21 protein-coding genes (1 of these 21 cut by a window edge) are annotated in these 23,046 nt (G+C 58.6%); 10 read left to right on the top strand and 11 right to left on the bottom strand.

Annotation, left to right across the window (positions count from 1 at the left end; translation table 11 throughout):
- Together rapA and rluA are read left to right on the top strand one after the other, a co-directional pair.
- Positions 1–1,052: the final stretch of an RNA polymerase-associated protein RapA gene (gene rapA, locus AC1P02_RS09345; protein ID WP_408136293.1), read on the top strand. It extends 1,816 nt beyond the left edge of the window; 1,052 of the gene's 2,868 nt are visible here — the last part of the coding sequence; its start codon lies off the left edge, out of view; the stop codon is at positions 1,050–1,052.
- A 36-nt stretch (positions 1,053–1,088) separates the two neighbouring features.
- Positions 1,089–1,745, top strand: coding sequence for a bifunctional tRNA pseudouridine(32) synthase/23S rRNA pseudouridine(746) synthase RluA (rluA, locus tag AC1P02_RS09340; RefSeq protein WP_005318985.1), 657 nt, complete (start codon positions 1,089–1,091; stop codon positions 1,743–1,745).
- A 56-nt stretch (positions 1,746–1,801) separates the two neighbouring features.
- Here rluA and AC1P02_RS09335 read toward each other — a convergent pair whose 3' ends face one another.
- The 5 genes from AC1P02_RS09335 to AC1P02_RS09315 form a co-directional block, all read right to left on the bottom strand.
- The gene (locus tag AC1P02_RS09335) at positions 1,802–1,990 is read right to left on the bottom strand and encodes a hypothetical protein (protein ID WP_005318982.1); all 189 of its coding nucleotides are present in this window, start codon (positions 1,988–1,990) and stop codon (positions 1,802–1,804) included.
- Between the two features lie 58 nt (positions 1,991–2,048).
- On the bottom strand, positions 2,049–3,980 hold the full coding sequence (locus AC1P02_RS09330; RefSeq protein ID WP_058395188.1) for a putative bifunctional diguanylate cyclase/phosphodiesterase: 1,932 nt from the start codon (positions 3,978–3,980) through the stop codon (positions 2,049–2,051).
- Positions 3,981–4,003: 23 nt separating this feature from the next.
- Positions 4,004–4,501 carry a putative pterin-binding protein gene (locus tag AC1P02_RS09325; protein WP_005318977.1) on the bottom strand — a complete coding sequence of 166 codons (498 nt, stop codon included), beginning with the start codon at positions 4,499–4,501 and terminating at the stop codon, positions 4,004–4,006.
- A gap of 95 nt (positions 4,502–4,596) precedes the next feature.
- Positions 4,597–6,231, bottom strand: coding sequence for a chaperonin GroEL (gene groL, locus AC1P02_RS09320; RefSeq protein ID WP_005318975.1), 1,635 nt, complete (start codon positions 6,229–6,231; stop codon positions 4,597–4,599).
- 41 nt (positions 6,232–6,272) lie between these two features.
- The gene (locus AC1P02_RS09315; protein ID WP_005318973.1) at positions 6,273–6,566 is read right to left on the bottom strand and encodes a co-chaperone GroES; all 294 of its coding nucleotides are present in this window, start codon (positions 6,564–6,566) and stop codon (positions 6,273–6,275) included.
- A gap of 216 nt (positions 6,567–6,782) precedes the next feature.
- Here AC1P02_RS09315 and AC1P02_RS09310 point away from each other — a divergent pair, with 216 nt between their 5' ends.
- The gene (locus AC1P02_RS09310) at positions 6,783–8,153 is read left to right on the top strand and encodes an MATE family efflux transporter (protein ID WP_485185438.1); all 1,371 of its coding nucleotides are present in this window, start codon (positions 6,783–6,785) and stop codon (positions 8,151–8,153) included.
- 24 nt (positions 8,154–8,177) lie between these two features.
- Here the strand turns inward: AC1P02_RS09310 and AC1P02_RS09305 are convergent, their stop codons facing one another.
- The gene (locus tag AC1P02_RS09305) at positions 8,178–8,654 is read right to left on the bottom strand and encodes an FxsA family protein (RefSeq protein WP_005318970.1); all 477 of its coding nucleotides are present in this window, start codon (positions 8,652–8,654) and stop codon (positions 8,178–8,180) included.
- Positions 8,655–9,104: 450 nt separating this feature from the next.
- Between AC1P02_RS09305 and aspA the strand changes: the two genes are divergently transcribed.
- The 3 genes from aspA to AC1P02_RS09290 all read left to right on the top strand — a co-directional run bounded on the left by aspA (position 9,105) and on the right by AC1P02_RS09290 (position 13,280).
- Positions 9,105–10,547, top strand: a complete 1,443-nt coding sequence (gene aspA, locus AC1P02_RS09300; RefSeq protein ID WP_005318968.1) for an aspartate ammonia-lyase — start codon at positions 9,105–9,107, stop codon at positions 10,545–10,547.
- Between the two features lie 127 nt (positions 10,548–10,674).
- Positions 10,675–11,994: an anaerobic C4-dicarboxylate transporter gene (locus tag AC1P02_RS09295; protein ID WP_005318965.1), complete on the top strand. Its 1,320-nt coding sequence runs from the start codon at positions 10,675–10,677 to the stop codon at positions 11,992–11,994.
- Between the two features lie 200 nt (positions 11,995–12,194).
- Positions 12,195–13,280 (top strand): porin, encoded by a 1,086-nt coding sequence (locus tag AC1P02_RS09290; protein WP_058395192.1) that lies wholly within the window; start codon positions 12,195–12,197, stop codon positions 13,278–13,280.
- Between the two features lie 62 nt (positions 13,281–13,342).
- Here AC1P02_RS09290 and mdtH read toward each other — a convergent pair whose 3' ends face one another.
- Positions 13,343–14,536 carry a multidrug efflux MFS transporter MdtH gene (mdtH, locus tag AC1P02_RS09285; RefSeq protein WP_485185133.1) on the bottom strand — a complete coding sequence of 398 codons (1,194 nt, stop codon included), beginning with the start codon at positions 14,534–14,536 and terminating at the stop codon, positions 13,343–13,345.
- 209 nt (positions 14,537–14,745) lie between these two features.
- On the opposite strand from mdtH, the gene AC1P02_RS09280 reads away from it, so the two are divergent.
- Positions 14,746–15,645: a LysR family transcriptional regulator gene (locus AC1P02_RS09280; RefSeq protein ID WP_021140090.1), complete on the top strand. Its 900-nt coding sequence runs from the start codon at positions 14,746–14,748 to the stop codon at positions 15,643–15,645.
- 50 nt (positions 15,646–15,695) lie between these two features.
- Here AC1P02_RS09280 and AC1P02_RS09275 read toward each other — a convergent pair whose 3' ends face one another.
- Entirely contained in the window at positions 15,696–17,294 is a 1,599-nt protein-coding gene (locus AC1P02_RS09275; protein ID WP_485185437.1) for a M4 family metallopeptidase, read from the bottom strand.
- 522 nt (positions 17,295–17,816) lie between these two features.
- On the opposite strand from AC1P02_RS09275, the gene AC1P02_RS09270 reads away from it, so the two are divergent.
- Both AC1P02_RS09270 and rimJ read left to right on the top strand, forming a co-directional pair.
- Positions 17,817–18,371 carry a GNAT family N-acetyltransferase gene (locus AC1P02_RS09270; protein ID WP_005318955.1) on the top strand — a complete coding sequence of 185 codons (555 nt, stop codon included), beginning with the start codon at positions 17,817–17,819 and terminating at the stop codon, positions 18,369–18,371.
- Positions 18,372–18,436: 65 nt separating this feature from the next.
- Positions 18,437–18,988: a ribosomal protein S5-alanine N-acetyltransferase gene (rimJ, locus tag AC1P02_RS09265; RefSeq protein ID WP_485185130.1), complete on the top strand. Its 552-nt coding sequence runs from the start codon at positions 18,437–18,439 to the stop codon at positions 18,986–18,988.
- 292 nt (positions 18,989–19,280) lie between these two features.
- Here the strand turns inward: rimJ and AC1P02_RS09260 are convergent, their stop codons facing one another.
- From AC1P02_RS09260 to AC1P02_RS09250, 3 genes are all read right to left on the bottom strand, one after another.
- Positions 19,281–19,526 (bottom strand): hypothetical protein, encoded by a 246-nt coding sequence (locus tag AC1P02_RS09260; RefSeq protein WP_005318949.1) that lies wholly within the window; start codon positions 19,524–19,526, stop codon positions 19,281–19,283.
- Positions 19,527–19,836: 310 nt separating this feature from the next.
- Entirely contained in the window at positions 19,837–20,886 is a 1,050-nt protein-coding gene (locus AC1P02_RS09255; RefSeq protein ID WP_485185127.1) for an oxidoreductase, read from the bottom strand.
- Positions 20,887–20,993: 107 nt separating this feature from the next.
- Positions 20,994–22,157 carry a multidrug effflux MFS transporter gene (locus AC1P02_RS09250; RefSeq protein WP_485185126.1) on the bottom strand — a complete coding sequence of 388 codons (1,164 nt, stop codon included), beginning with the start codon at positions 22,155–22,157 and terminating at the stop codon, positions 20,994–20,996.
- A 235-nt stretch (positions 22,158–22,392) separates the two neighbouring features.
- Between AC1P02_RS09250 and rdgB the strand changes: the two genes are divergently transcribed.
- Positions 22,393–22,989, top strand: coding sequence for an RdgB/HAM1 family non-canonical purine NTP pyrophosphatase (gene rdgB / locus AC1P02_RS09245; RefSeq protein WP_021140084.1), 597 nt, complete (start codon positions 22,393–22,395; stop codon positions 22,987–22,989).
- The last annotated feature ends 57 nt before the right edge of the window (positions 22,990–23,046 follow it).

Below are 23,046 nucleotides of genomic sequence, written 5' to 3'. Positions count from 1 at the left end.
AGCGCGCCCTGCAGCTCTGGTATCACGATGGTCTGGATGCGTTCGAGCAGACCTGCCCGACTGCCCGCCCGGTATTCGAAGCTGTGCGTGATGAGCTGTTCGAGCTGCTGGCCGCCAACACCGGCGATCAGGCAACCCTCGACACCCTGCTGATCAAGACCCGCGAGCTGCACGAGCCGCTCAAGGCCCGGCTGGAACAGGGTCGCGATCGCCTGCTGGAGATCCACTCCAGCGGTGGCGCCGCAGCCCAGCAGCTGGTCGACAAGCTGGCCGCCGAAGATGATGACACCGGCATGGTCTCCTTCGCCCTCAAGATGTTCGACGAGATCGGCGTCAATCAGGATGACAGAGGCGAAAACGCGCTGGTGCTGACCCCGGGGGATCACATGCTGGTATCCAGCTTCCCGGGCCTGCCGCAGGATGGCATGACCATCACCTTCGATCGCCCGACCGCCCTGTCACGGGATGACATGGCGCTGCTCTCCTGGGATCACCCCATGATGCGCGGCGGTATCGACCTCATTCTGGGCTCCGAGATCGGCGCAACGTCTGTGGCCCTGCTCAAGAACAAGGCGCTGCCCATCGGCTCCATCCTGCTTGAGCTGATCTTCGTCGCCGAGTCTGCGGCCCATCCCCAGCTCTACCGCTTCATGCCGCCGACACCGATCCGTCTGCTGATGGACAAGAACGGTCAGAATCTGGGCGAGAAGGTGGCATTCGATGCCTTCAACCGCCAGCTGACCCCGGTCAACCGCCACCTTGGCAGCAAGCTGGTCACCGCATCCCAGCCGGTGATCCATGGTCTGATTGGCAAGGGCCAGGTCATTGCCGAAGAGCTGAAAGCCGGGATTGTCGACAAGGCGCGCGCCCGGATGGCGCAAACCCTGCAGCAGGATCTGGATCGTCTGGAAGCACTCAAGGTGGTCAATCCGAACGTGCGTGACAGCGAACTGGATTATCTGCGCAATCTGCAGGCAGAATTGCACCACCTGATCGATCAGACCCAACTCAAGCTGGATGCAATCCGCTTTATCGTGGTTACCCATAACTGATGGGGGCTTGCCCCCACCTTCTGATGCGAGACACTTATGTTTGAATACTCACCGCCTCTGGAACCCTGGCTCGATATCCTGTTCAAGGACAAGGACATCATGGTGGTCAACAAGCCCACCGGCCTGCTGAGCGTCCCCGGGCGCGGCCCCGAGAATGAAGACAGCGTCCTGCATCGGGTGAAGCAACAGCACCCCAAGGCGGCGGCAGCCCATCGCCTCGACATGTCCACCACTGGTGTCATTGTCATACCCCTCACCCCCAATTCTCATCGGGAGCTGAGTCGGCAATTTCGCGAGCGGGAGACCGAGAAGCACTACCTCGCCTGGGTGTGGGGCGAGCCAGAAGCAGACTCGGGTCAGGTTGACCTGCCACTTTGCGTCGACTGGCCCAACCGCCCGAAGCAGAAGGTGGATTTTGAGGAGGGACGCCACGCCCTGACCCTGTGGGAAAAGCTGAAGGTGGAGAACGGCAACAGCCTGATCAAGCTGACCCCCATCACGGGTCGCTCCCACCAGCTGCGCGTCCATATGCTGGAGCTGGGACACCCCATTCTCGGTGACAACCTCTATGCCCATCCGGATGCACTGGCGGCGGCGCCCCATCTCTACCTCCATGCGGCCATGCTGACCATCAGCCACCCCCGCAGTGGCGAGCGGATGACCTTCGAAGCGCCAGCGCCTTTCTCGCTGTAAGCCAGCGCAGACATAAAAAAAGCCCCCATCTACTGATGGGGGCTTTTTCATTAGGATCAGACGCGAATATCAATCTTGCTTCCCAGAGTGGAGCTGGCCGTTGGCGCTGCAGCAGGGGCTGACTGAGCAGCCGTCTGGAGCAGTTTCAATGCGGCTTCACCATCCTGAGTCTGCTGTTTTTTAGCCAGACTGGCCGTCAGCAAAGCAGAACCAAATGACGTTGATGCGGAACTAGATATATCCATGGTGTACCTCCTGCCCTAAGACTATCGGCCATCTTGCGCCAGACATGAATCATTTTGGCTAAATTAAATACGCTTTGTCGGGTTGGCGTCGCTTCAACCACGCCTCCTCCATCTCCAGAAGAGTCTGATATATCTTCTCCGCCTGTTCGGGACGGCTGAACAGATAGCCTTGTCCATAGAGATGAATATCGGTAAGAGTACGCAGGACATCGAGCTGCGCCTGGGTTTCTATCCCTTCGCACACCAGACTCTTGCCCAGCATGGAACCCATACGGCAAATGTTGGCGACCAGTTCAGATGCTTCTATCGAGGTATCGATCCCCTGGATGAAGGAGCGATCGATCTTCACCTTGCTGACCGGCAATTTCTGCAGATAGCTGAGAGATGAGTAGCCGGTACCGAAATCATCCAGCGCCAACTGAACCCCTTGCTGATTCAGATCCTGCATCAGCTGCAGGGAATTCTTCACCTCGCGCATTGTGGTGTCTTCAGTCACCTCCAACACCAGGCTGGCAGCCGGGATATGGTGATCCATCAACGCCTTGGCGACCAGTTTCAACAAATTGCGCTGGTACATGCCAGGCGAGATATTCACGCACATTTGCAAGTCGACCAGCCCGAGCTGCTGCCACTGATAAAGTTGCTCACAAGCGGTATTCAGCACCCAGCTGCCCAGTTTCTCGGCCAGCTGGAACTCTTCCGCCACCTGGATCACCTCGTTGGGTGGAATGAACCCCAATTCAGGATGCCGCCAGCGCAGCAGCGCTTCGACTGCCTCGCAGCGACCGCTTTCAAGATTGACTATGGGCTGGTAATACAGTTCGAGTGCGTTGTGCTCCAGCGCCATGATCATGTCGCTTGCCAGATGCTTGCGCCGCGCAGTTTCATTGAGCAGCGAGTTGTCATAGATAACATAAGGGACATGGGTCTTGCGACTGTGGAACAGCGCCTGCTCGGCCCGACTGAGCAGCTCCTGGGTCAACTTGCTGTCCATCGGGAAGAAGGCGATACCTATCCCCACCTCCAGCCGGAAGGGGTAGTTGTCGATGATGATGTCTTGCTTGAGCGCATGAAGCAGGCGTACAACCAGCTCTCTCACCTGCCGCAGGTCACTGCTCTCGCGCTGGATGATGGCAAACTGATCTCCACCCAGACGCGCCACCCACTCACCGTTTTCACACAGGCCGCGAACCCGTTTTGCCATCTCCTGCAGCAAGAAGTCACCGGTGTTGTAGCCAAATTTGCTGTTGATATCCCGAAAATCGTTGATATCAACCAGTACCAAACCAAATGGTATCTCCTTGGTTGCGTACGATTCCATCTTCTCCAGCAACGCCAGCCGATTGACCAGCCCGGTCAGGGGATCGACTCTTGCAGCCCGGAAATGGCGACGCGCCTCGCGGATCAGCAGGCCACTGAGCAACATCACGGACAACACCAGACCGGAAACCATAAACAGCAAGGCGTTGCGCAGCTGGCCAAAGCGTTTGTCATTACCGGAATAGACATTGATGTTCTTTTGCATCACAGAGGCGAGAGAGTAGGAGAGAGGTTCTTGCAGAGGGGCCAATCGCATCATGATTTGCTGATACTCTGGCGTGCCCGACTTCAGATTGGTGATGTTGGACTCCATCTCGCGGATGTTGCTTTCAATAAGCTGCACCAGACGCAGGGTCTTTTGCTTGTCTTTCATGCTCTGGCGCAACTGCCCGCTGAGCAGGATTGGCGTGCGGCTCCAGAGGATGTCGTAACGCAGCATCAGAGTGTCGTGATCGATGCCACCATAATGGTAGATCTCGACGGAGTTGAGGAAGCGCCCCAACTCCAGCTGCAACTGCATCAGCGCCCAGGAGACGTCATAGGTGTACTTTTCCATCACCCGGGTCGCATTCTGTATCTGCGCGAGGCAATACAGGGTACTTCCCGTAAACAACAGGATGGATAGGTAAAGAACGACAAGTAAAGGCCACGCCTTGGTCTTTGCTTTCACTCGCACTCCCGCACGCCGTTATATCAATGTTGAACGTCAACCGCATTCAACTGCCAGATCATCATGTCAGTGAACTCTGATCGTTTCAGCTCCGGATGCTGATCAAGCGGTAGGATAAACCAAAGCGGTCCCTTATTCCGTACCCGCATGGTCACACCGTCATCTTGCCAGGCCAGAATGGGATCGTATTTGCTGACCTTGTCCCAGTTGATCCGTATCTGAAAACTGTTCAGGGCTGTCAGGGTAATGGATTTGCCATCCGCTCCGACGGCAGCCAGCACATCTGCCAGCTTGGGCCCCACATACTTGTGCGGTTTGTCGACCCAGGGATTTCCCGTCACTATTTCATGCTGGGGCAAGGCCTTGAGCATGGCCAGATCGAAAGCCACCTCCCCCTCTGTTGCCTCGGCAGGCTTTACATTGCCGGTCACAGTCAAGATAACGGGACCCTGCGGCGCCTCAAGGGCCATGACCGGCATCGCAAGAGAAAACAGTAATGGAATCAAACCCAGTGCACGCATACTCACCTCAGAAAAAGTCACCAACAATAGACTCAGTTTAGTCGCCATAAAAAAAACGGCCCGCAAAAGCGAGCCGTTTGGTAACCAGGACTGAATTACATCATGCCCATGCCGCCCATACCGCCCATGTCAGGCATGGCAGGGGTATCTTTCTTCGGCAGCTCGGTGATCATGCACTCTGTGGTGATCATCAGGCCGGCGATGGAAGAGGCGAACTGCAGAGCAGAACGGGTGACCTTGGTCGGATCCAGGATACCCATGGCCAGCATGTCACCGTACTGTTCGGTGTAAGCGTTATAGCCGAAGTTGCCTTCACCATTTTTCACGGCGTTGGCAATGACGGAAGCTTCTTCACCAGCGTTGATGACGATTTGACGCAGCGGGGCTTCCATGGCGCGCAAGGCAACCTTGATACCCACATTCTGATCTTCGTTGTCACCACGCAGGCCGGCCAGTTTGGCAGCAACGCGTACCAGCGCCACACCACCACCAGCAACAACGCCTTCTTCTACGGCAGCGCGGGTTGCGTGCAGGGCATCGTCAACACGGGCTTTCTTCTCTTTCATCTCGACTTCGGTCGCAGCGCCGACCTTGATCACGGCAACGCCACCAGCCAGTTTGGCTACGCGCTCTTGCAGCTTCTCACGGTCGTAATCGGAAGAAGTCTCTTCGATTTGCTGACGGATCTGGGCCACACGGCTTTCGATCAGGGCAGCATCACCCACGCCATCGATGATGGTGGTGTTCTCTTTGGTGATGACGATACGCTTGGCACGGCCCAGATCTTCCAGGGTCGCTTTTTCCAGCTCCATGCCTACTTCTTCGGAGATCACGGTACCACCGGTCAGCATGGCGATATCCTGCAGCATGGCCTTGCGACGGTCACCGAAGCCCGGCGCCTTGACGGCAGCCACTTTCACAATGCCACGCATGGTGTTGACCACCAGGGTCGCCAGCGCTTCGCCTTCCACGTCTTCGGCAACGATCAGCAGCGGCTTGCCTGCTTTGGCAACGCCTTCCAGCACCGGCAGCATTTCGCGGATGTTGGATACTTTCTTGTCCACCAGCAGGATGAAGGGATCATCCAGCTCAACGGCACCGGTTTCCGGCTTGTTGACGAAGTAGGGGGAGAGGTAGCCACGGTCGAACTGCATGCCTTCTACCACAGCCAGCTCGTCGTCCAGGCCCTGACCATCTTCAACCGTGATGACGCCATCACGGCCGACTTTGTCCATGGCTTCAGCAATCAGTCTGCCCACTTTCTCGTCGGAGTTGGCGGAGATGGTGCCTACCTGAGCGATGGCGTTGTTGTCAGCGCACGGCTGGGACAGCACTTGCAGCTCGGCAACGGCGGCGATCACTGCCTTGTCGATACCGCGCTTCAGATCCATGGGGTTCATGCCGGCAGCAACAGCCTTCAGACCTTCGTTGACGATGGCCTGAGCCAGTACGGTTGCAGTGGTGGTACCGTCACCGGCAGCATCGTTGGCCTTGGAAGCAACTTCCTTGACCATCTGGGCGCCCATGTTCTGGAACTTGTCTTCCAGTTCGATTTCACGCGCCACGGAGACGCCATCCTTGGTGATGGTCGGCGCACCGAAGGACTTGTCCAGTACCACGTTGCGGCCTTTCGGACCCAGGGTAACCTTGACGGCATCGGCCAGGATGTTTACACCTTCCAGCATCTTGATGCGGGCTTCGTTGCCAAATTTGACTTCTTTAGCTGCCATTTTCTTCAATCCTTCAATCAATTCGCAGGGGAAAGGGTGGATTACGCTTCGACAATCGCCAGGATGTCGGTTTCAGACAGGATCAGTACATCCTGACCATCCAGCTTCTCGGTCTTCACACCGTAGCCTTCGTTGAAGATCACCTTGTCACCAACCTTGACGGCGAGGGCTTTGACATCGCCATTATCCAGAATTCGGCCAGTCCCCACGGCAAGTACTTCACCACGGGTGGACTTCTGGGCCGCAGTACCAGTCAAGACAATGCCGCCAGCGGATTTGGCTTCAGCTTCGATGCGCTTGATGATGACGCGGTCGTGCAGTGGACGAATTTTCATCGATAACTCTCCCAAAATGAGTCTCTGTGTTGCTTTGAGGAATGGCCATTCCTGGCCAAATTAGATATGCCTCTGATGTGGGGCGTTTTTGTTAACCCTTCAAGGGCAAATACAAAAAAAATATTTTCACGTACTATGAATATCTTCGATGGATCGCCCGTGTCCCGGTCAGGAAACCGGGTTTGTGCTGCCTGCAGCCAGAACTCACTTCGCCAGATGTATAGAGACGAGCTCGTGACCCGACCCAACCCCCTGCTGACCGCCCCCATGACGTCCGTGCTGCTGCGCATGACGGGCCCCATGATCCTCGGCATCATCGCCATACTGGCATTCAATCTGGTCGATACCTTCTTCATCGGCATGCTGGGCACCCAGGCACTCGCCGCCATCAGCTTCACCTTCCCGGTCACCTTCGTGGTCACCTCGCTGGCAATGGGGCTGGGGGCCGGGCTCTCCGCCGTCATCGGCCATGCCCTCGGTCAGGGCAAACATGACGAAGCCGCCCGCATCACCACCGACTGCCTGTTTCTGGCCGTGGTGCTGGTCACGCTCCTCTCGCTGCTGGGAGCATGCACCATACAGCCCCTGTTTCGGCTGCTCGGCGCCAGCGATCAGCTGATCCGCCTCATCTATGACTACATGCTTATCTGGTATCTGACCGTGCCCATGCTGGTGCTGCCCATGGTGGGCAATGCCGCCATTCGGGCCACCGGGGATACCAAGACGCCCAGCCTGGTGATGACGGTGGCGGGGCTGGTGAACGGCGTGCTGGATCCCCTGCTCATTTTTGGCATAGACCCCTTTCCCGAATGGGGGATCCGCGGGGCGGCCATCGCCACGTCGATCTCCTGGTTGATGGCCATGCTGGTCAGCCTCTACATATTGCGCCATCGGGAAGGCTTGCTGCGATGGCGCCTGTCCCCTCGCCCACAATTGCTGGCCCACTGGCGCGCCTTGCTCCACGTGGCCGTGCCGGCCTCTTTCACCAACATGCTCAACCCCCTGGCCAATGCGGTGCTGATGACCATCTTCGCCGGTCTGGGCACCGAAGTGGTGGCCGCCTACGGCGCCGCCTCCCGGGTCGAGGCACTGCTGCTCATAGTGATGATGGCGCTATCCTCCGTACTGGCCCCCTTCATCTCGCAAAACTGCGGGGCTGGCAACCCAGCGCGCGCCAGGGCCGCACTGCAATTTTGCATGCGCTTCGCTTTGCTGTTCCAGCTCGGGGTGTACGGGCTGACCTGGTTGCTGGCACCGCTTATCGCCAACCTGTTCAGCGATCATCCACAAGTAGTGCGCCTCATCATTCTGTATTTGCACCTGGTACCCATAGGATATGGCTTCCAGGGCATGGTGATGCTGCTGGCCTCGGCACTCAATGGCGTCAGGGCATCGAGCATCTCGTTTCTGTTCAACGGATTGCGGCTGTTTGTCTTCTTGTTGCAAGGGGCCTGGCTGGGGGCGGAGCTGGGAGGGGAACAGGGAGTCTACCTGGGGATACTGCTGGCAAATCTGGCAGCGGGCACTCTGGCATGGTGGTATGCCCGCCACCATTTCGAGCGATTGTGCCATCAGGGCAAACCCTGACAGGCACAGCTTAGCTACAGAGGCTTACTCTTTACGCTCGAATTCGCCTTCGATGGTGGTCCCGCCACGATTGACCTGACCCGGTTGTTCCTCGCCTGGACGCGCCTCGAATGGAGGCTGCTGGGCATGAAAACCGCCCATCTGCATCCGGAACTGATTGCTGCCAATGAGTTTGTCAGCCAGCTTGTTGCGCAGCCATGGCTGCAGCAACAGGATACCGAAGAAGTCGGTCACAAAGCCCGGGATGATCAGCAGCAAGCCGGCCAGCGCCAGCATCATGCCCCCCATCACCTCACGACCCGGCATCTCCCCTTGCTGCATTTTTTGCTGCGCATTGAGCAGGGTCTTGATGCCTTCACTGCGAACCAGCGATGACCCGAGCACGGCGGTCAGCACCAGCAAGCCTACGGTTGGCAAGGCGCCAATCACGGAGCCCACCTCGATCATCACGGTGAGCTCGAGCAGCACCAGACCGACCAACAACAGAAATAACTTGCCCATAACAACCTCAGTGCGAGTGAATTTGGATGAACCCGTGAACTCTTGCAGCAAACGCATATTTCGCTGCCAACACGCCACAAAGTCGGTTCCTGAATATTAAAGTGGGGGTCGACACCCATTTTTCAAGTGTGGAGGGTGACAGAGCGCCAGATATTCAGAAAAACCGGCATGGCAGACTGTGATTGAAGTCCTTGTTCTGTCAAAGTTAATCGCTCAATTGCAATATCTGTTTAATGACCACAAGTTATTTGAGGTTGTCTCAAATTTAGTGATCCAGGTCTAATATCAGATACCTCAATTGAGGTAATATCGACGCTAGTAATTAAGGGAGCAAAAAACGCTCCCAACTGCCCCACTCGATGTGTGGTGCTTCAGGATGAGCCGTGCGTAAGGAACTCGCGACCACTCGGTGAGGATCGTTTCCATTTATCTGATTTCTGAGGCATTACAATGAGCGACATCAAGAACGTCCGCATTGAAGAAGACCTGCTGGGCACCAAAGAAGTTTCCAATGAGCTCTACTACGGCGTGCATACCCAGCGCGCAGTCGAAAACTTCAAGCTGAGCACTCAGAAGATTTCTGACGTTCCGGAATTTGTCCGCGGCATGGTGCTGACCAAGAAGGCCGCCGCTCTGGCGAACGGCGAACTGGGCACCATCCGTCCTGAAATTGCTGACAAGATCGTAGAAGCCTGCGACCTGATGCTGAACACCGGCAAATGTTTCGACCAGTTCCCGGTCGACGTTTACCAGGGTGGTGCAGGCACCTCCGTCAACATGAACACCAACGAAGTACTGGCCAACATCGCCCTCGAGATCATGGGTCTGGAGAAGGGCCGCTACGACGTCATCAACCCCAATGACCACGTCAACAAGTGCCAATCCACCAACGACGCCTACCCTACCGGCTTCCGCGTTGCCGTGGTAAACAGCACAGACACCACACTGCATGCCCTGGAAGCACTGATCGCCGCCTTCGATGCCAAGGCCAAGGAATTCAAAAGCATCCTGAAGATGGGCCGTACCCAGCTGCAGGACGCGGTTCCCATGACACTGGGTCAGGAGTTCCACGCCTTCGCCGTTACCCTGCGTGAAGAGATCAAGTCCATCAAGCGTTGCCAGGAGCTGCTGCTGGAAGTGAACCTGGGCGCAACCGCCATCGGTACCGGCCTGAACACCCCGCCCGAGTACTCTGCGCTGGCCATCAAGCGCCTGGCCGAGATCACGGGTCGCGCTTATGTTCCGGCAGAAGACCTGATCGAAGCAACCTCCGACTGTGGCGCCTATGTGATGCTGCACGGTGCCATCAAGCGCATGGCCATGAAAATGTCCAAGATCTGTAACGATCTGCGTCTGCTCTCCTCCGGTCCGCGCACTGCACTCAAAGAGATCAACCTGCCGGAAATGCAGGCCGGTTCCTCCATCATGCCGGCCAAGGTCAACCCGGTTATCCCGGAAGTGGTCAACCAGACCTGCTTCAAGGTATTCGGTAACGATGTCACCATCACTTTCGCCGCCGAAGCTGGTCAGCTGCAGCTGAACGTCATGGAGCCGGTGATTGGTCAGGCCATGTTCGAATCCCTGAGCCTGATGGAAAAAGCCTGTATCTCCCTGCGCGAGAAGTGTGTGGAAGGGATCACCGCCAACCCGGAAATCTGCATGAACCACGTGCTGAACTCCATCGGCATCGTGACCTACCTGAACCCCTTCATCGGCCACCACGAAGGGGATATCGTCGGCAAGATCTGCGCCCAGACCGGCAAGAACGTCCGTGAGGTCGTGCTGGAACGCGGCCTGCTGACCGCCGAACAGCTGGACGAAATCCTCTCCATCGAGAACCTGATGAACCCGCAATACAAAGCCAAGCGCTACACCCGCGAAGCCACCGTATAAGCGAGAAAATGGGCCGGGTTTATCCCGGCCCATAAAGTCAGTTCCCGATCGGTCTCACCCAGTCCCATCGGGAATTGGCTTTTCTGCCAAATAAAACCTAAAAAAACTGGAAAATGGAGTGTTCGCTATGATTGTTATCGAGTTACTTGTCGTGCTCGCCGCTATCTATCTGGGTGCCCGGATAGGCAGTATCGGTATCGGCTTTGCCGGTGGTCTGGGTGTGCTGGTGCTGACCTGGGGCCTGGGGGTACAAATTCCGAGCGACCAACTGGTCACCTTCATCCCCTGGGACGTGATCATGATCATCGCGTCCGTCATCTGTGCCATTGCCTGTATGCAACTGGCCGGTGGCATGGACTACCTGGTTTCGCTGGCAGAAAAGGCTCTGCGCAAGAATCCCAAGTACATCACCTTTGCCGCCCCCATCGTCACCTATTTGATGACAATGCTGGCCGGTACCGGTCACACCGCCTTCTCCACCCTGCCGGTAATTGCCGAAGTGGCCAAGGAGCAGGGCATTCGTCCTTCCCGTCCGCTCTCCATCGCGGTCGTCGCCTCCCAGATTGCCATCACCGCCTCCCCGATCTCCGCGGCCGTGGTTGCCTTCTCCGGCATGCTTGAGCCGTTCGGTGTCGACTACCTGACTCTGCTGGCCATCTGCATTCCGTCCACCTTCATCGCCTGTATCCTGGGCGCCTTCATTGCCAACATGATGGGCAAACCGCTGGATCAGGATGAAGTCTATCTGGAGCGTAAAGCCAAAGGGCTGATCAAGCTGCGCGGCACCACCAAGCTGGAGCTGAAGCCTTACGCCAAGGTTTCTGTCTGGATCTTCATCGCCGCCATCGTGGCCGTCATGGCTTATGCCACCGCCATCTCAGGCAAAGTGGGCCTGATCGCCAATCCGCCAATTCCCCGTGACGGTGCCATCATGGGCATCATGCTGGCTGCTGCCACCATCATGACCCTGGTCTGCAAACTGGACGCCACTCAAATCACCAACATGCCGACCTTCAAGTCCGGTATGTCCGCCTGTATCTGTGTACTGGGTGTGGCCTGGCTGGGCAACGTCTTCGTGAAAGGCAACATGGATACCATTCAGCTGATCGCTGGCGACCTGCTGAACCAGTATTCCTGGCTGCTGGCCGTGGTGCTGTTCTTCTCCGCCATGCTGCTCTACTCACAAGGCGCCACCACCAAGGCCCTGATGCCGGCCGCACTGGCGCTGGGTGTCAGCCCGCTGACCGCGATTGCCTCCTTCGCCGCCGTGAGCGCCCTGTTCGTGCTGCCGACCTACCCGACCCTGCTGGCCGCAGTCGAGATGGACGACACCGGCTCGACCCGAATTGGCAAGGCCGTGTTCAACCACCCCTTCTTCATCCCCGGCACCGCGACCATCGCTTTCGCCGTGCTACTGGGCTTCTTCTTTGGCGGTCTGATGCTCTAATCAGCATTTAATGCCATAAAAACTCAAACGGCCCTCATTGGGCCGTTTTTTATTCCTCGTTTTTCCCTTTCTCCGCCAATTAATCCTCGACCGCTTCAGTTCCTATCAAGGTTCACAGATCTACTCTGGGCCATCGGAACAGCAACCGATCCTGCAGGACCGAGCACAGGTCCGACATTGTTTACACAGAGGAAAAAGCGATGAAGAAGACAGCATTGACTATGGCCATCTCCAGCGTGCTGCTGGCCGGCGGCGCCCAAGCCGCGACCGTCTATGACCAGAACGACACCAAACTCGAGATAGGTGGCCGTGCTCAAGGCATGTACTACGGTACCGACAACAAGGATTCCGAGGGTGATCAGAGCTACTTCCGTCTGCACATTGCCGGCGAAACCAAGATCGACAACGAGCTGACCGCTTTCGGCTTTGCCGAGTACAACCTGCCGGTGTCCGGTTCTGACAACGACGAACTGCGTTATGCCTTCGCCGGTATCAAGCACGATCGTTTCGGTGCCTTCAGCTATGGTCGTCAGGATGGCCTGTTCACCAAGGCGGTGAACAACTACACAGACGTGCTGCCGGAATGGGGTGGTGATGGCCTGGGTAAAGACACCGAAGTATTCGGCACCGGCCGCACCAACGGTCTGGCTCAGTACATCTACACCTATCAGGGTCTGACCCTGGGTGCCCAGTTCACCGGCAACAACGATCCGCAGAACGCTGGCCGTTCCGAGATGACCGGTCCGAACAGCACCTGGAATTCAGAAGGGTCTGCTGAAGGTTTCGCCCTGTCCGCCAACTATGACTTCGACATGGGTCTGAGTCTGGGTGCCGCCTACAACCAGGCAGGCAAGACCGACGAGCAGGCTGACAACGCTGCCTTCGGTGGCGACCGCGATGCCAAGCTGTATGGTGTGGGTGCCAAGTACGAAGCCGGTGACCTCTACCTGGCCGCTACTTACTCCCACGGTGAAGACCACCTGTTCGTCAACAACGGCTACGCCGAGAAGATGGATGGCTACGAAGCCGTGGCCCAGTACACCTTCGGCAAGTTCAAGCCGTCTCTGGCCTACCTGCGTACCGACGTGAAAGACAATGCCCGCGGCATTGACGATACCGCCACCGAATATGTTTCCATCGGTGCCTGGTACAACTTCACCGACAACTTCAATGCCTATGTTGATTACAAGATCAACCTGCTGGACAACGTCAACGGTACCCACACCAACTCGCTCGGCAAGAACACCGACGACGTGGTCGCCGTGGCCCTGCAGTACAACTTCTAAGTCTTCCCTGAATTGCCTACTGTATTTTACCGGCCGCACTGCGGCCGGTTTTTTATTGCCTGTCAGATGTTGACCCGCGCCAGACTCGGTTCGCGGTGAAAGCAGTTCACCAGCAGCAACAAGGTAGTCACGCCAACCGTTCCCAGCACCAGCCAGGGTAACCAGGGCTGCCCCTGGGCATTGGCGTAGTCATGCAGGGCCCCGCCCCCCACGTATCCCGTCATGCCGCCGAGCGCCAACCCCAGCCGGCTGAATCCCATGTAACTGCCACGTGCCCCCGGCTGTGCCAACCTGGTCATGAGCGTCTCTCGCGCCGGCTCGGCGATGACGATCCCCAGATAGAAGCAGGCCAGCAATACGAAGACGGCGGGCAGCGTAGTGGCAAACGCCACCAGCCCGATCCCGGTTGTCATCAGCAGCACACCCGCCATCAGGCGATTTTCCAGCTTGAAGTGCTTCTCCCCATAGCGGGCAAGCGGATAGAGCAGCGTCAGCGAGATGGCGGTCTCCAGGGTATACATCCAGCCCACCGCCGTGGTGGTGCCGGCCATCTGTTTGACCAGAATGGGGAAAATCAGCATCACCTGCACCCAGAGCGCGTAGTAGCCGCTCAGGATCAGCACCAGCCGGCAGAAGGCCTTGTCCGCCAGCACCTGGCCGAGACCTGCCCGGATAGGCGTCGGCCGCAGTGAGAGCTTGTAGGGGGGCAGGATCAGCAAGTTGCACAGGGCCGCACAGACAAACAGACCCGCCCCCAGCAGGCAGACATACTCGAAGTCGAAGTTGAGCAGCCAGCTGCCAAGCAGGGCCCCCACCACGGCGCCGGCGCTCTCCAGCATCATCAGCAAGGAGATGTAACGGCCCCGCTGACGCGGGCGGGTAAACTTGATCACCAGGGCGGCACGGGGTGGATCGAACAGGCAACCGCCCAGCCCCGAGATGATGCAGGAGAGGATCAGTTCAAGCCCGCTCTGGGCATAGGCCAGACTGGCAAACCCCGCGGCCCGCAACAGCATGCCCCCTACTATGAGTGGCCGGGCCCCGAACTTGTCTGCCAGCGATCCCCCCAGCACCCCCAATCCCTGCTGGGTCAGCTGGCGCAACCCCAGCGCCAGACCGACCACACCGGCCGCCCAGCCCAGCTGATCCACGAAGCGCAGACTGATCATGGGCATCACCACGAAAAATCCCAGGATCACCAAAAGGGAATCCAACGCCAAAAACCACCGCCCCAACCGCCTCGCCCGCTCCACCATGACTGCCTGACCCCTGCTTTGCTAATGACATCCAACTCGCTCGTCTCATCGCCCGGATGACACCGTCGTCAAATCGGGCAAAGGGTAACTGCAACCCTCTGACCCGACATGGCAATATGCCAATTCGCAACAATTGATACTGCTATTCTGGAAGGGCGCCAGATATAGTGGTAGCCGACAACTGGCTATATTTCATATTGGATTACGTTATGGCTATGACCCTGGATGACTTGCAATTACTACTGGATGTGGTCAATCGCGGCAGCTTCAGCAAAGCGGCAGCCATTCGTGGCTGGTCGCAACCCATGGTCAGCCAGCGGATCGCCGTACTGGAGCAGGCGCTGGGACAGCCCCTGTTTCGCCGCCACAGACGCGGGGCCACGCCCACTCCGGCTTGCGAGCAGTTTTTGCCTGCGGCGGCGGCCGCTCTGAGTGCACTGGAAGGGGGACGTCTGGCGATGCAGGGAGCGCCGGCCCTGCCGCGCATCAAGCTCTCCTGCCTGCCCTCCCTGACCACAGTGGTATTTGGCCCCCTGTTGCTGGCATTGGTAGACGAAGCGTTCGAGATCCGCTGCAACACGGATCACTCCGGCATCATAATGCAGGAGCTGCTGACCGGGGAGACCGACGTCGGCTTCATCCTCAAGTGCCCCGCCATAGCCGGTATCCAGCTCGAACTGCTCTACCGCTCCCCCATCATAGCGGTGGCCTGCGCCACCCATCCGCTGGCAGGAAGACAAGGTTTGACCCTGCAGGATATCGCCAACGAGCGGCTGGCACCCCAGCAGTGGGGCATCGGCTGTGACGAGCTGATCCTGCAACTGCGGCTGCTGCGTCAGGTAACGAGCCCGCTGCACGCCATTCAGCCCGCCAGCGCGGCGCGGGAACTGGCGCTGGAGCACGGCTTCATCACACTGATGCCAGCACTCGCCATCAGCCGGGATCTGGAGTTTGGCCGCCTGGTCCAGCTGGATGTGGTAGACCTGCCGCCGGATCATTGGGATGTCATGATGGCCTGGCGTAGCGGCAAGCGGCCCAATCCGGCCAAGGAGCGGGTGCTGGAGGCAGCCAGAGCCCTTGCCCGGCGCTGGTCGGGCAAATCTGCATAAAAAAGCGCCGGACAAGTCCGGCGCCAAATACTCGGTCACATAGCTCAGGATCAGTAGCTTGCCTTGAGGGTCACTCCCGAAAAGGCGCTGTAACCACTCAGCTGCACATACCAGGTACCCGCCTTGGGCGAGTTCAGGGTACAGGTCTCTGCATTACCCCCCTTGTAAGGACGGCAGTCATAGCTGGTGCTGGTCGGAGCCGAACCAAACTTGACGTAGAGATCCGCATCACCTGTGCCGCCACTGCTGGCGACCACCAGCTGGCTCTTGCCGGCCGGCACGTCGATAGTGAAGTTCACCTTGCCGCCCTTGGCGGCGGAGAGCCCGGTCACAGGTACCCCGTTTTGCAGCACGCTGCCGCTCGGTGGCGGCGTGGTACCACAGGAGGCGTTGACCCCGACAGTGGTAAAGGCTGCCGCCACGTCGGTCAGGCTGTAGCCCAGGTCTGTGGCCGCCTTGGTCACGCCACAGGCACCCTGATCGTAGGTGGTGTTGGCGCCCCAGTAGAGGCGGTTGGCCAGCACAAACACTTCGAATGCCTTGCGGGTGTTCCAGCCACTGGTGTTGGCCAGCAGGTAGAAGGCCCGATTGTAGACGCCCGAGCTGTGGTGCACGTCGATGCCATCGTAGTAATCGCTGGCATGACCGATGGAGCTGCCATCCCGGGTTGGATCCTCGAAGTAGCGCAGGGAGCCGTTGCCCTTGAAGATCTGGGCCCCCACCAGCCAGTCGTTACTGCCCTTCATGTAGTTCTCGGCCGCTTCCCCCGCCATGTCGGAGAAAGCTTCGTTGATGCCACCTGACTGACCGGAATAGACCAGCCCCGAGTTCTGTTCGGTGAAGCCGTGGCTCACCTCATGGGCCGCCACGTCCAGGCTCACCAGCGGATAGAAGGTGGTAGCACCATCCCCGAAGGTCATCTGGCTGCCGTCCCAGAAGGCATTTTCATAATTGCGACTGTAGTGCACCCGCATCTTCAGCTTGAAGTTGAGCGGCGCCGTGTTGTACCAGTTGCGATACATGTTGAACACAACATTGCCGAAGTAGTGGGCATCGTTGAGCGGCGAGTAGGCACCATTGATTTCCTTGACCGTGTTCTCCGGGCAAGTGAACTGGTGCACGGCGCCACCCGAGGTAGCGTGATTGAGGTTGATGGTATCTACGTTCGGGCTGGTCATGCGGCAGCTGTCATCCACCAGCAGGGGGCCGAAGTCCGCGCCATAGAAGTACTTGCCAGTCTTGATGTTGCCACCCGGGCCTGTGGCATCCTTGTGGTTGATCCCCTCCCAACGCTTGAGTTCGGCGCCGCTCTGGGCATCGATCACCACGAAGGGGCGGCTCGGCTCTTCGCTTGCCGCCAGCCAGGAGACCAGATAGACCAGACGGGCCTGACCTGCCTCATCCTGCATCACGAACAACTTGACCCGCTCGTTGCTGCCCTTGGCCCCGGCACGGGCCTTGCCAGCAGCGTCAACCGGCGACAGGGCGGCGGTCGGGCTGGCCACGTCGGCATCAATCTGGCGCAACATCTGGCCGGAAACCTGGCTTATCTGCCCACCGAGAGACTGTTCAGCCACCAGCACCTGACCCCAAACCGGAATGCCGCGCCAGGTTTGCTCATAGCGAACCCGCTGCTGGCCATTGGGCAACTTGACTACCCGTACCTGACGAAACTCGCCATCCCCGGCCAGAGCGCTGACACCGGCAGCGCCGCTCGGTGCCCCCTGAATGCCGGCGACCTGATGCACTTCTACCTGTTCTGCAGCCAAGGCTGCGCTTCCCCAGCAGGCCAATACCACGGCCAAATACACTTTGTTCATCTCGTCTTTCCTTAGGTCGATGAAGGTTACACGCCGGATCCGTTGCCCGGCGTTCCTACACTAGTTGTCGAGATCAAAATTGCTGCCTGTCATATGTGACAGAGCAGCATGAACCCGTAGCAGGATCTGCTGTTACACCTGTTCAGTAGCGAAAACAAAACCAGAAGTAGTGAATCGCGCTGAAAAAGGGCGGAGAATGGCAAGGTCTCGAACAACCCCGCATATGGGCCCCTCCATATGGGGATAGCGGACGCAGGCGAGAGGATGAAAGTCCTTGGCGCACAAGGGGTTGATTGGCTACATTGGCTGTTTGGCGGCCAGCAAAGGCCTATGTTCGGGTGGGAGGTAAGGATGTTTTCATGGCAACTGGACGACGAGTTGGCACTGCTGTTTTTGCAGCCCGACATGGCCAGCGAACTTTTCGGCCTGTGCCGGGAGAACCGCGACTACCTCACCCAGTGGCTGCCCTGGCCCCCCTACATACAGCAGCCGGCTGACAGCGCCACCTTCATCCGCCACGCCATCGAGAAATTTGCCCGGGGCGAGGGGCTGACCACCGCCATCGAATATCAGGGGGAAGTGGTTGGCGTCATCGGCTACAACCAGATCGATCAGGCGCTGGCCAAGGTCACCATAGGCTACTGGCTGGCGGAGCGCTGGCAGGGCAACGGCATCATCACCCGCGCCTGTCAGGCATTGATCCATCACGCCTTTGAAGAGATGGGGATGGAGAAGGTCGAGATAAGCGCGGCGGTAGAGAACGAGCCGAGCCGGGCGGTGTGCGAGCGACTCGGCATGCAGCAGGAGGGGATCACACGGCGGGCCGAGCGGCTGGCAGATCGGGTGGTGGATCACGTCCACTACGGTCTGCTGCGCGATGACTGGCTAAGACAACGGGATCACTGATGGTCGCAGGCTGCCCTGTCCCCAGCGGCCGGCACCATGCTAATGAATCCACAGAGGGAACCTTGATGGCACTACCACACCTCAGCACGGCCCGCACCCGAGTCACTGTTCTGCCGCCCGAACGGGCCGACCTGATGCTGGATTTCTATCTGCGCAACCGCGCTCACCTCACCCCCTGGGAACCCAGCCGTGACGAGAGCTTCTATACCCTGAGTCACTGGCATGGTCGATTGCGCGACAGCTATGGCCAGTTCTTCAACGGCAGCGCCGTCCATCTGGTGGCGCTCGACCCCAAGGGCGAGCAGGTGATCGCCACCTGCAACTTCACCAACATCATGATGGGCATGTTCAAGGCCTGTCACCTCGGTTATGCCGTCGATAAAGCCCATGAGGGTCAGGGTCTGATGCAAGAGGTGGTCGGTGCCGGAATAGCCTATCTGTTTCGGGAACATGGCCTGCACCGCGTCATGGCAAGCTATATGCCAGCCAATCTGCGCAGCGGCACCTTGCTCGAGCGCCTTGGCTTTGAGCGGGAGGGCTATGCCCGGGATTACCTGATGATCAATGGCCGCTGGGAGGATCATGTTCTCACCGCCCGGCTCAACCCCTCGGTCTAGTGCCATAAAGTGAGCCATATGCCAGTCAATTACCCTGCGCAGCGGCACCCTGCTCGAGCGCCTTGGCTTTGAGCGGGAGGGCTATGCCCGGGATTACCTGATGATCAATGGCCGCTGGGAGGATCATGTTCTCACCGCCCGGCTCAACCCCTCGGTCTAGCGCTATAAAGCGAGCCATATGCCAGGCAATCACCCTGCGCAGCGGCACCCTGCTCAATCCGGCCGTCTGATCAGGCCATAAAAAAACGGGCCCGGAGTTGCCTCCGGGCCCGTCTTCAGATGAGGTGCAGGCTTAGTTGGCCTTGGCATCGCTCACTGCGGCTTCAGCCTTGGTGGCTACGTCAGCAGCAGCTTTCTCAACAGTTGCAGTCGCTTCGGAAGCAGCCTTCTCTACAGTAGCAGTGGCTTCGCTAGCGGCTTTCTCAACAGTTGCAGCAACGTCGGCGGCCGGAGTCGCAGCCGGAGCAGCGGCTTCTTCTTTCTGACCACAGGCGGTCAACATCAGACCCAGGATACCGGCTACCAGTACTTTGTTCATGTGCATACCCTCAAAAAAATATGGAGAGATGGTTCATTCAACCATCACAGTGCGTCCTTTCACCCGGTTAGAAACCCATTAGGCCGGGAGCCAAGAGGCGCGCGAAATATATCCCCATACGCGGCCAATGGAAACGAGTATCACAATGATATTTTCTCGTTGGCTGGATGAAAAGAACTACTACAACGAAAAACATTAACACAAAACACTCATCAAGCCGTCAGTTAGTATAATAAACCACCAAGAATGGCGTGTTCACTGGCAGTAAATAGTGATTGCATCTGGCCGAATGATACCCACGACAGAAGAATCAATCAGACAAATTCTGACAAACCAGCCGTTTCCCCTGCTGGTGGCTGTCACGGGCCAGATCCAGCAGCGCCATCACGGCCAATGCCTCGCTGGCCGGAACGGGATTCTCTCCCTCCCCCAGGATGGCTGCGCAGACACCGCGATAGTAGGCACCGTAATCCCCTGCCTCACCGGCCACTGTCTCTTGCTGCAACTGCCCCTCCCGGATACGGCTGAGCTGACCGGGCTCACCATCCAGACCCCAGTCGGCCGCCGGGGGCCGCTTGCCAAGTTTGAGCTGATCTTCCTGCACGTCCATGCCGAACTTGATGAAGGATCCTTCACTGCCGTGAATGACGAAGCGAGGCATGGTGGCCGACACCAGACAGCTGCCGTGCAATATCACTCTCAATTCGCCATAGCCCAGTGTCACGTGGAAGTAGTCATCGCTCAATGCACCCGGCCGCTGAAGGGCCAAGTCCGCCAGCAACCAGTCGGGCTGGCCAAACAGTTGCAGCGCCTGATCCAGAATATGAGGACCAAGATCGAACCACAGACCCGAGCCTGGGCCGCCCGCTTCGCGCCAGCGCTGGCGCACTTCCGGGCGATAGCGGTCGAAGTGGGATTCGAACTGGGCAATTTGCCCCAGGGCCCCCTCTGCCAGCAGACGGCGCACGGTAAGAAAATCCCCGTCCCAGCGCCGATTGTGGAAGATGCTGAGCAGCCGCCGCTGCTTCCCGGCCAGCTCAACCAGCGCCTTCGCCTCGGCCAGATCCAGCGCGAACGGCTTGTCGATCACCACGTGCTTGCCGGCCAGCAGCGCCTGGCGGGCAATGGGGGCATGAGTGTCGTTGGGCGTGGCGATCACCACCAGATCAACAGTGCTGTCGGCCAACACCTCTTCCAGCGAGCCAACCCGACAACCGGGCAGATCGGCCTGCACCTTGGCCGCATCCCGGCTCACGACCCAACTGAGGGAGAGGCCCGGAGTACTGGTCAGGAAGGGGGCGTGAAAGGTCTTGCCTGCAAAGCCATAGCCCACCAGGGCGGCGTTGAGAGTCTGGCTCATCCGGTTTTCTCCACGGGTCTGTGTGTCATGAGAATCAGGCGAGATGTCGCCTGCAAAAAGAACAGGGGGCTCATGGCCCCCTGAGTGTGCCCATCAGAGCACAGGATTTATTGCAAACACAAGCGCCGGCCCTGACGGGTCAGCAGCAACAGCAATGGCGGCAACAGCAGCCACATGTGCAGCGCCAGCTGGTTGAGCGGATCCGGCATCAACCAGCCCGTGATCCCCACCAGGGCGCCGGAGCCACTCATCTGGAACAGGCCGAGCAGGGCCGCTGCCGTACCGGCACAGTGGCCGAACGGTGCCAGTGCCATGCCAGCCGCAGCCCCCAGCACCATGGCAAAGCCGATGCTGGAGAAGAACACGGGCCCCATCATGGCCAGCGGGTGATCGATATGCTGCACCAGGGTCAGCGCCATGGCTGACAGTGTGATCACCAGCAGACCGATACGCAGTGTGCGTCTCGGTCCGACTCTGGCGATGAAACGGGGCGCCAGGAAGCAGGCGAGGATGTTCAGCGTCGCATTGGCCGTGAACCAGTAGCTGAAACCGCTCATGTCCAGCCCCAGTTTCACCATCAACTGCACAGGGGCGGCCGTGACATAGGCCAGGATCACAGCCATCGCCAACATGCACAGACAGGCGTTGAACAGGAAGCTGGGAGAGCGCAGCACAGGGCTGTAGCGGGACCAGCTGATGAGCGGACCACTGCTGCTGGTCTCGTCCGGACGGGTCTCCGGCATCCGCCACAGCAGCCAGCTGCCGACGATGGCCGCGTAACCTGCCATGAACCAGAAGTTGGCAGACCAGCCTGCCTTGGCGGTGAGCCAGCCCCCCAGCAGCGGCGCCAGCGCCGGAATAAAGCAGATGGCGCCATTGAGATAGGAGATCATCTGGCCGCTCTTCTTGGGACCATAGCTGTCACGCACCACAGAAAAAGCGGCGACCGAGGTGGCACAGGCGCCGAAGCCTTGCAGCACCCGCGCCAGCATCAGCTCACCCAGGCTGGCGGCAAAGCCGGCCGCCAGGGCGCTCAGGCCATAGAGCAGCACACCGCCCAGGGCGATGGGCTTGCGGCCATACCGGTCTGCGAGCGGCCCCACCAGCAGCTGACCCAGCCCCATGCTGAACAGAAACCAGGTGATGGTACCCTGCATCAGTGTCACTTCGGCACCTAGCTGCTCAGCCATCTGCGGAATGGCGGGCAGGTAGATGTCGATGGCCAGCGGACTGAACAGCACCAGTAGTACAAGCAGAAGAATCAATGGCATCAGTCACCTCATGGCTTACGGAAAATCGATTGGGGCGCGAGTCTACTGACTCACAGTAATGAATTGAAATGGTATTTAATCACTTTGGTTATTCCTATACGGAAACATGTATGTTATTCGCACCTCCACCGGGGTCAAGGTAGTGACAAACCTCGGAAGTATTGAGGGCAATTGGCGCTTTTACTCAAGGCATGCCCCGCATAGAATGCGCAGATTATTTTTGCGGAGGTGCTCGATGAACAAGCTTGTCCTGGCAACAGGGAACCAGAAAAAGGTGAAGGAATTGGCCACCATGCTGGCCGATATGAAGATCCAGGTGATCCCACAGAGCGAGTTTGCTGTGCCTGATGCCGACGAGACCGGTACCACCTTCGTCGAGAATGCCATCATCAAGGCCCGTCACGCCGCCCGCATCACAGGTCTGCCCGCCGTCGCCGACGACTCGGGACTGGAAGTGGATCTGCTGCACGGTCGCCCCGGCGTCTACTCCGCCCGCTTTGCCGGTGCAGGTGCCAGCGACAAGGAGAACATCGACAAGCTGCTGGCCGAGCTCAAAGGTGCCCCCGATTACCTCAAGAGCGCCCGCTTCTGGTGCGTGCTGGTCTACATGCGTCACGCCGACGATCCCACCCCCATCATCTGCCAGGCAAGCTGGGAGGGGATGATCATCGACGAGCCTCGCGGCCAGCACGGCTTTGGCTATGATCCTGTGTTCTTCGTCCCCGACCATGACTGCACCTCGGCCCAGATGCCGAGCGAGCTGAAAAACCAGCTGAGTCATCGCGGCCAGGCGCTGGCCAAGCTGAAAGCCGCTCTGGCTGCGACTCACTGAGTTCGCCGCCTCTCGCCAATCAAGCATTGTCATCTACAATGGGGGCCGTCAGCCCCC

It is taken from the genome of Aeromonas sp. TS_SC_11, from assembly GCF_057318915.1.
This window is presented reverse-complemented; position numbering and strand designations above follow the sequence as displayed.